The sequence below is a fragment of the Algibacillus agarilyticus genome, from assembly GCF_003286125.1.
In the GTDB taxonomy this organism is placed as follows: Bacteria; Pseudomonadota; Gammaproteobacteria; order Enterobacterales; family Alteromonadaceae; genus Algibacillus; species Algibacillus agarilyticus.
The window spans coordinates 1-715 of the sequence record NZ_QMED01000081.1; the positions used below are offsets into that span (position 1 = coordinate 1).

A 715-nucleotide genomic window follows, 5' to 3' on the forward strand; every position below is an offset into this window, starting at 1 on the left:
GTTGCACCATCAGGAAGCCCATGGTACGGCCCAGACCGTGTCAAGTACCTAGGCCCATTCTCTGGTGAGGCTCCATCATACCTCACTGGTGAATTCCCCGGTGACTACGGATGGGACACTGCTGGGCTTTCAGCTGACCCCGAGACATTCGCCAAGAACCGTGAACTTGAGGTCATCCACTCCAGATGGGCCATGCTTGGAGCTCTTGGATGTGTCTTCCCAGAGCTTTTGGCCCGTAACGGTGTCAAGTTCGGTGAAGCTGTATGGTTCAAGGCTGGTGCCCAAATCTTTAGCGAAGGTGGTCTTGACTACTTGGGAAACCCAAGTTTGGTCCATGCCCAGAGCATCTTGGCCATTTGGGCTACCCAAGTGATCTTGATGGGTGCAGTTGAGGGTTACAGAATTGCTGGTGGGCCATTGGGTGAGGTTGTTGACCCACTTTACCCTGGTGGCAGCTTCGACCCATTGGGCCTTGCTGATGACCCAGAGGCTTTTGCTGAGTTGAAAGTGAAGGAGCTTAAAAATGGAAGACTAGCTATGTTCTCTATGTTTGGATTCTTTGTTCAAGCCATTGTGACCGGAAAGGGGCCTTTGGAAAACCTTGCTGACCACCTTGCTGACCCTGTTGCCAACAACGCCTGGTCCTACGCTACAAACTTCGTCCCCGGAAAGTAAACTATTTTAAATATTGGTTATGTCATATCGAAATATATTT

General features: G+C 50.5%; 1 protein-coding gene. It reads left to right on the forward strand.

What is annotated here, in order from left to right:
- The coding region (locus DPX34_RS22470) for a chlorophyll a-b binding protein (protein ID WP_157960708.1) at window positions 1-675 on the forward strand (675 nt) is incomplete at its 5' end.
- Between the last annotated feature and the right edge of the window lie 40 nt (window positions 676-715).